This window comes from Porphyromonas sp. HMSC077F02, from assembly GCF_001815465.1.
GTDB lineage: Bacteria > Bacteroidota > Bacteroidia > Bacteroidales > Porphyromonadaceae > Porphyromonas_A > Porphyromonas_A somerae.
In genome coordinates this window covers 381-8,879 of sequence record NZ_KV820664.1, presented here as the reverse complement: position 1 = coordinate 8,879, position 8,499 = coordinate 381, and the positions used below count along the sequence as shown (strand labels likewise).

Below are 8,499 nucleotides of genomic sequence, written 5' to 3'. Positions count from 1 at the left end.
AGTCACCCCATCACGCAGAATATCGGATGAGGCCCTAAAAAATCGCTGTATAGCCTAGACTGTACAGCGATTATTCTACCCTTGAATAGTTTATTGACTTCCCATGAAGCTATTAGCGGAGAGGGAGGGATTCGAACCCCCGGTAGCACTAGTGCTACAACGGATTTCGAATCCGCCGCATTCGTCCACTCTGCCACCTCTCCAATAAATGGATTTGCAATGTTACCAAAAATATCTGTAATAGGAAGCATTCTATGGCCCTTTTTTGGGAACGTTACTGTCTGTGTTGTCTCGTTGAATGAATTATTTCGTACATTTGTGCCAATTTTGAGAGAAGACTATTGGAATGTTTTTTATAGAAGTACTATCATGAGGTGGTATCTCTATTGGGAGAGCATTCTCAATTAATAAGGATTTGTATTGAATGTGGACGACAAATAAACGCTGGGTAGTCCTCCTTTGGCACACGATTCTTGCATTATTGATGATGCAACTGTGTCGCTTGGTCTACTTTTATTATAATTATAGCCTCTTTTCAGAGATAGGGGTGGGGCAATTGCTAAGATTGATGCAGGGGGGCTTGCTCTTGGATATGATGGCGGTGGCTTATGGGTTTCTGCTCTATTATATTATGGTGGGAGTGGGCCAGTTCTTACCTAGTAGGGTAGAGGAATATGGTTGGTATAGAGGGGTGCGGCATGCAGCCTACTTCGTGCCTTACGTACTCTTTACTTTTGCCAATATCTCTGATGCGGGCTATTATCCGTTTGTCTATAGGCGGATTAATCGCGATGTATTCAGTGAGTTTGAAGGGGCTAACTTTGGCTCTCTGTATGGTGAGTTTATTGTGGATTACTGGCCTCTGACGGTAGCCTTTGCTTTGATTATACTGCTAGGGGTCTTTGGGTATCGGATGGTTCGCTTTGAGCGTAAGCCTATAGGGGATACTCTTTCGTGGCGAGATGGATTGTTGCCTCTTATTCTGGTGATAGTGTTGCTGCCTTTTTGGTATTTGGGTGGTAAGAGCTTTAGTGATCTGATGGCATTGAGCGCTCGCTATATGAGTGATTTTAAGCAGTTCCCAATTGTGCTTAATTCTCCTGTGACGATTTTGAAGGATGGCTCGGAGCGGCAGGAGTATTCCTTTTTCTCTGAGGCAGAATTGTCTCGCCACTTTACTCCTTATTATAAGGCAGCACCTCTCTCGGACAGTGATACCCTTTTTGGCTCTATGCGTGGGCGAAATGTGGTGATTATCCAGATGGAGAGCATGGCTAAGGAGTTTGTAGGGTTCTTCAATAAAGAGACTTCAAGTGGCCATAGTCTCACTCCATTCCTTGATCGACTTTTGCCAGAGACCTTGTACGCCCAGTATGGGTTTGCCTCGGGGAAGCGGTCGATTGATTCTTTCCCTGCTATTTATATCTCTATGCCCACTTTTGGTGCTACTTTTAATAACCGAAGTCGGCTGGAGAGAGACTTTGAGCACTATACCAGCTACGATACTGGGCTACCTCGTTCGCTAAAGGAGAGTGGGTATGACCTGAAGTTTTATCACGGTGACCGTGAAGGGATGATGGGCTTCTTTGAGATGCTGGAGAGAGTGGGGGTGGAAAAGCAGTACACGGCTGAGAGCTATGATAAGGAGTATACCGATGCTGCGAATGACCGAATAGGGATGGCGGGGTCGGCGGTGCATGACCTGCCATTTGGTTTGGCTATGGCTAAGGATATTGAAACTCTGAAACAACCATTTGGGGCGTTTTACTTCTCGCTTTCTAATCACAATCCTTTTGTGCTGCCTGATGAGTTTGAGGAAAAGTTTGAGGGAAGAAGTCTGCCAATACATCGCACAGTGCAGTATGCCGATTTTGCTCTTGAGAAGTTCTTTGAAAGGGTAAAGGAGGAACCGTGGTACCAGAATACCCTATTCGTCTTGACCGCCGACCATACCAGCGTGAGCGATGAACCTCTATACCAGTGCTTGCCAGGTAAGTCGGCAGTACCGATTGCGTTCTTTGATCCTCAAGGGAAACTAAAAGGCTGTGTTGATGAGTATGTGGTGCAGCATACCGATATCCTGCCCACGCTCTTGTATCTGCTTGGGATCACTGACCCTGTGCTAAGCTATGGAGCGAATATTTTTGATAAAAAGGCGGAGCATATAGGGCTCAACTTTTACTATAATCAATATCTGCTATTTGCAAAGGAGGTGACTGTGGCCATGACGCCCTATGGCGAAGTGAGGGTGGAGGCACCAGTAGCTCGCCTGCAAACGGGGCCTGGAGCTGACGTGATGCCGAATGACTCTATTGTGGCACATTATACGCATCTGCTTCAGGCTATTGTACAGGACTATAATCACCGAGTGCACCGAACCTCTTTCTCCATCACAGATGTGGTGCCGAAGGAGTCAGACCAGTAAGTAAAGCCTATACATAAGGAATACCGCTATCAATGAGCTTTGAGCCATTGATAGCGGTAGTTTCTTGAGCTTTTGGGGGGGTGGTTAGATGGAGTCTCTTAGTTTCTTTATGTCTAGTACTTCGCCAAATCCTCTGGTGTAGTAGATTGCTCCATCACTAGCCAATTCTGAAATAACTCTTGAGAGAGCCGAGCGGGTCACCCCAAAGTACTTTGCAAGTGAAGTGACGCTCATGTCGAGCGAGAAGTAGCCACTTGGCTCCATCTTTTGTAGGATAAAGTAAGCTAGCTTTCCCTTGATCTTGCGAATGGAGAATATCTGTAGCTGCTGACTAAGCCCGTAGATAAGGTTGCTACTGAAGGTGAGAAAACCTCTGCGGAAGGTGGGGCACTCTTCCAAAAGCTTCTCAATAATTTCTCGGTCATAGTATTCTATCTCGCAGTCTTTGACGGCGATGATATCGTTGGCAAATCGCTGCTCTGATGAGTAGAGAAGTGAGGCAATGAGCGGAAAAGGAGCTTCGTGCTCATTGGTGTAGAGCCGATCTCCAGTGGGAGAAACAACCTCAATACGTACTACTCCCTTGGTGAGTAGCACGAGGGAGTCAATGGAATCGCCTTGATGCGCGACAAATTGGCCCGACCGAAATCTCTCTACCTTAGTAGGGGCACATTGAAGTCTTTCTGTCAATTCGGCGAGCTCCTCTTGGTTATGCTTGCTACCGCAAAAGTACTCAAGGAGAGCTGAGTGTTTGCTAGTTATTGTATTCATCTTGTAGGGTTACTTTGTATTTTTGTCAAAGTTAGTCATTTTTTATTTGACTGAATAATATAATGGCGACTATTTTTTTGTCCCATCCTAGTTCAAGGGCATAATTAATGGAACTTGGTTGTCTTTCGTGATTAAATACCTTTTTCTGTAATCTGTAGTTGTCAAATTCAGTATTTAGAGGTATCTTTGCAGTGGGAAATAAATACTATGTCGGATGAATAGCATTCTGAGTGGAGATATGTGCCTTGAGTTGAAGGGCGTGGAGCGGTCGGAAGCAGGTCTACAGGGCTGTGCTTCGAGCCGTGATTGCACTTTACACTGCCTTGCCTCTGCCGAAAAGTTGCCACTTATTTGTATCCGTGGTACACGCGGTATCGGTAAGACGCACCAATTGATGCAGATGGGTCAACTGCTCACTAGCCAAAAAGGTGAGCGGGCTATTTATGTTAACCTCAACCACTTCTACTTCTCAAGCCATACAATCTATCACTTTGCGAAGGGATTTTACCACGAAGGTGGGCGGATACTTCTGCTAGATCAAGTATTTAAGTATCCAGGCTGGGCAGGGGAGTTGATGCAATGCCGTAAAGAATTACCTGAGCTGATTATTGTCTTCACCGCATCTAGTGTGATGACGCTGGAGGAGGAGTATCCAGAGCTCAAGGGGGAAATGAAGATTTGTGACCTTCACGGGTTCTCTTATCGTGAGTATCTCAATAATCACTACAACCTTTCGCTCCCTACCGTGACTATTGACCAGATTTTTTCGGATTATCAGTCAGTTGAGAAGATGGTAAGGCGACAGGTAGATCCGTGGCTAGCTTTGGATGGATACATCAGCAAAGGGTACTATCCTCATCGGGAGGAGGCAGTTCTTTTCGCGGAGGACCTTGCGAAGAATATGAATATGCTGTTGGAGGTAGACTTGGTTTATATCCGTCAGATTGCCCCTACCTATCTACCAAAGTTGCGTAAGTTGCTTTACCTAGTGAGCGGGCAGCGTGATGGAGTAACGAATGTTTCTTCTCTCAGTGAAGCAATAGATACCAGTAGAGCTACGGTGATGAACTATCTGAAGTATCTCTCCGATGCTCGGCTGATACGCCTGATATATAAGGAGGATGGGGAGTATCCCAAGAAGCCGGATAGGGTCTTTCTCAATGATACCAATATCCTTAGGGTGATCAGAGAGGAGGAGCCACAGCCACTTTTGGAGGCAAAGACACTCTTTCTAGCAAGTGTGCTAGATGCGGGGCTGGAGGTGAATCTAGCCGATGAATCGGGTGTGGACTTCGTGATCAATGGAAAGCTCCCAGTGCGTTTTATCTGTAAAGGGGTGCGTCGTAGAAGCACTCCCTCCGACACGCTTAATATCCTTTGTAGCGACGAAGTGAATGGCGACATAGTGGGAGTGCCTATCTGGATGTTTGGACTGCTATATTAATAAGATAAAAACAATATTATTTACAACCATATTAAAGGACAGTAACATGGCTAAAGAAAAGAAATTTATTACCTGTGATGGTAACCAAGCCGCTGCACATATTGCCTATATGTTTAGCGAAGTGGCTGCCATCTATCCTATCACTCCGTCTACAACCATGGCGGAGCACGTGGATGCTTGGAGTGCTGAGGGTCGCCTCAATATCTTCGGTGAGCGTGTACGAGTAGAGGAGATGCAGAGTGAGGCTGGTGCCGCTGGTGCAGTACACGGCTCGCTTCAGGCTGGTGCTCTTACCTCTACCTTTACCGCTTCTCAGGGTCTACTCCTGATGCTCCCCAATATGTACAAGATCGCTGGTGAGCTACTCCCAGGCGTATTCCATGTGGCTGCTCGTACCGTAGCTTCACACGCACTTTCTATCCTTGGTGACCACCAGGACGTGATGAGTGCACGTGGACTTGGCTTCGCACAGCTCTCTACCGCTTCGGTACAAGAGGTAATGGACCTTGCAGCTGTGGCTCACCTTGCAGCTATCAAGACAAGAGTGCCATTCATTCACTTCTTCGATGGTTTCCGTACTTCTCACGAGATCCAAAAGATCGAGGAGATGCAGATGGAAGACCTTAAGCCACTAGTAGATCAAGAGGCACTTTATGCATTCCGCAAGCGTGCTTTGGCTCCTGATAGCCCTGCTACTAGAGGTACCGCACAGAATGACGACGTATTCTTCCAAGCTCGTGAGGCTAGCAATATCTTCTACCTGTCTGTGCCAGATGTAGTGCAGGAGTATATGGATGAGATTGCCAAGATTACTGGCCGTCAGTATCATCTATTCGATTACTATGGTGCTGATGATGCTGAGCATATGATCATCGCCATGGGCTCCATGACCAAGATGTGTAAGGATGTGGTAGACCTCCTCAATAGCCAAGGCAAGAAGGTAGGTATGCTCACCGTACACCTCTATCGCCCATTCTCAGTAAAGCACTTCCTAGGTGCTATTCCAAAGAGCGTGAAGCGTATTGCTGTATTGGATAGAACTAAGGAGAGCGGTTCTGTAGGTGAGCCACTTTATAGCGATGTTAAGAGTGCCCTTTATGGTACCGAGAATGCTCCTATCGTAGTGGGTGGTCGCTATGGTCTTTCAAGTAAGGACACCACTCCTGGCCAGATTGTAGCTGTATTCAAAAACCTTGAGCTACCAGAGCCAAAGAATCACTTCACCGTAGGTATCGTAGATGATGTAACCTTTACCTCTCTTCCTGTAGAGCAGGATCCTGAGCTCGATAACGGTGCTTATGAGTGTATGTTCTACGGTCTTGGTAGTGATGGTACCGTAGGTGCTAATAAAAACTCTATCAAGATCATCGGTGACAACACCAATAAGTATGTACAGGCTTACTTCCAGTACGACTCTAAGAAGTCGGGAGGTTTCACCTGTAGCCACCTCCGCTTCGGAGATAAGAAGATCCGTAGTACTTACTACGTAAATCAGCCTCACTTCCTAGCTTGTCACGTACCTGCCTATCTGCGTATGTACGACCTTACTAAGGGACTGAGAAGAGGCGGTACCTTCCTACTCAATAGCATCTGGGATGTTAATGAGGTTGAGAAGCACCTGCCAAATAAGATGAAGAGGTACTTCGCTCAGAATGAGATCAACTTCTACATGATCAATGCTACTCAGATAGCTCAGGAGATTGGTCTTGGCAACCGTACCAATACCATCTTGCAATCGGCTTTCTTCAAGATTACCGGTGTAATCCCTTACGAGCTAGCTGTAGAGCAGATGAAGAAGTTCATCATGAAGTCTTACGGACACAAGGGTGATGCAGTGGTAAGCAAAAACTACCAAGCTGTAGATAAGGGTGGTGAACTACTCGTAAAGGTTCCAGTTAAGCCTGAGTGGGCTAACCTTCCAGATGACGAGATCGAGGTACACCCAGACGACACCCCATTCGTAAGAGATGTAGTAAGGGTGATCAATGCTCGCGAGGGTTACGGTCTGCCAGTATCTGCATTTAAGGGTCGCGAAGACGGTACTTGGGAGAATGGTACTTCCAACTCCGAGAAGCGTGGTGTAGCAGCTCTTGTACCAGAGTGGAAGATCGAGAACTGTATCCAGTGTAACCAGTGTGCGTACGTATGTCCTCACGCCACTATTCGTCCATTCCTACTCGATGAGGAGGAGGTGAAGAATGCACCAGAAGGATACGAGACACTCAAGGCAATTGGTAAGCCATTCGCTGGTCTTCAGTTCCGTATGCAGGTAGACGTGCTTGACTGTATGGGTTGTGGCAACTGTGCTGATATCTGCCCAGGTAATAAGAATGGTAAGGCTCTAGAGATGAAGCCTATCGAAAGCCAGCTACCTCTACAGCCACTTTGGGATTACTCTTACAAGAATGTAACCAACAAGGCACACCTAGTAGACGTTAAGGCTAACGTGAAGAACTCTCAATTTGCTAGACCTCTATTTGAGTTTAGCGGTTCTTGCGCAGGTTGTGGTGAGACTCCTTATGTAAGGCTACTTACTCAGCTATTTGGTACTCGTCAGATGGTAGCCAACGCTACAGGTTGTTCTTCTATCTACTCTGCTTCTTCTCCAAGTACTCCTTACACCACCAACCTATGTGGTCAGGGACCAGCTTGGGCTAACTCTCTATTCGAGGATAATGCAGAGTTTGGTTACGGTATGCACACTGCTGCTCTTAAGCTCCGTGAGCGTCTAGAGCACTACGTAAAGGATATCCTTGACGGTGCTAAGGAGGCTCCAATCAATGTGGAGCTACTACGTGAGTGGTACGACAACCGCGAGGATGCCGATAAGAGCCGTGAGATGGCTGATAAGATTATCCCAGAGATCCGCAAGAGCAATCACGCAGAGATCCGTACACTTGATGCACTTTCCAATTACTTTGTGAAGCGTAGCCAGTGGATCATCGGTGGTGACGGTTGGGCATACGATATCGGCTTCGGTGGTCTTGACCACGTACTCGCTAGTGGCGAGAATGTCAATGTTCTCATCCTTGATACCGAGGTTTACTCCAATACTGGTGGACAGAGCTCTAAGAGTACTCCTACCGGTGCTATTGCCAAGTTCGCTGCTTCAGGTAAGCGTATCCGCAAGAAGGACCTTGGCCTGATGATGACCACCTACGGTTACATCTATGTAGCACAAGTAGCAATGGGTGCAAACCACGCTCAGACCCTCAAGGCGATCCGCGAGGCTGAGGCATTCGATGGCCCATCTGTAGTGATCGCTTACTCACCATGTATCGAGCACGGACTGAAGGCCGGTATGGGTAAGAGCCAGCGTGAAGAGGAGATGGCAGTAGAGTGCGGTTACTGGCACCTATGGAGATACAATCCTGAACTCATCAACGAAGGTAAGAATCCATTTAGCCTCGACTCTAAGGAGCCAGATTGGTCTAAGTTCCACGACTTCCTAATGGGTGAGGTGCGTTACAACTCACTTGCTAAGAAGTATCCACAAGAGGCAGAGGAGCTATTCGCAGTAGCTCAGCAAGATGCTCAGCGCAGGTACTACAAGTACAAGCTGCGCTCAGAGTTCAATCTTGATGCACCTTATCAGGCTGAGGAGAAGTAATCTCGTTAAGCAACAAACACAATAGTAAAGGGCTGGTAGAGATCTCTACCAGCCCTTTTTATATTTGGTACGTGAAGCATTTCTGTTTGGTACGTGAAGTATTTTGATTTCATACGAGAAACATTTCTGTTTGATACGTGAAATATTTGTAGCTCGTACAACATTCCCAGCAAGAGGTGGTGAACCTTGTTAATCAGCAATAGAGAAAACCCCGAAAGGGGTTTCATGGCCTAATAACCCAAGCTTCCC

General features: G+C 46.7%; 4 protein-coding genes and 1 tRNA gene. 3 read left to right on the top strand and 2 right to left on the bottom strand.

The window, feature by feature from the left end; all coding sequences use genetic code 11:
- Nucleotides 1-116: 116 nt before the first annotated feature.
- Nucleotides 117-203, bottom strand: a tRNA-Ser gene (locus HMPREF3027_RS04330).
- A gap of 221 nt (nucleotides 204-424) precedes the next feature.
- Between HMPREF3027_RS04330 and HMPREF3027_RS04325 the strand changes: the two genes are divergently transcribed.
- On the top strand, nucleotides 425-2,425 hold the full coding sequence (locus HMPREF3027_RS04325) for an LTA synthase family protein (RefSeq protein ID WP_246830525.1): 2,001 nt from the start codon (nucleotides 425-427) through the stop codon (nucleotides 2,423-2,425).
- A gap of 84 nt (nucleotides 2,426-2,509) precedes the next feature.
- Here HMPREF3027_RS04325 and HMPREF3027_RS04320 read toward each other — a convergent pair whose 3' ends face one another.
- Nucleotides 2,510-3,196, bottom strand: a complete 687-nt coding sequence (locus tag HMPREF3027_RS04320) for a Crp/Fnr family transcriptional regulator (protein WP_070707247.1) — start codon at nucleotides 3,194-3,196, stop codon at nucleotides 2,510-2,512.
- 214 nt (nucleotides 3,197-3,410) lie between these two features.
- Between HMPREF3027_RS04320 and HMPREF3027_RS04315 the strand changes: the two genes are divergently transcribed.
- Both HMPREF3027_RS04315 and nifJ read left to right on the top strand, forming a co-directional pair.
- Nucleotides 3,411-4,640 (top strand): AAA family ATPase, encoded by a 1,230-nt coding sequence (locus tag HMPREF3027_RS04315; protein ID WP_083317504.1) that lies wholly within the window; start codon nucleotides 3,411-3,413, stop codon nucleotides 4,638-4,640.
- Nucleotides 4,641-4,686: 46 nt separating this feature from the next.
- On the top strand, nucleotides 4,687-8,250 hold the full coding sequence (nifJ, locus tag HMPREF3027_RS04310; protein WP_070707246.1) for a pyruvate:ferredoxin (flavodoxin) oxidoreductase: 3,564 nt from the start codon (nucleotides 4,687-4,689) through the stop codon (nucleotides 8,248-8,250).
- The last annotated feature ends 249 nt before the right edge of the window (nucleotides 8,251-8,499 follow it).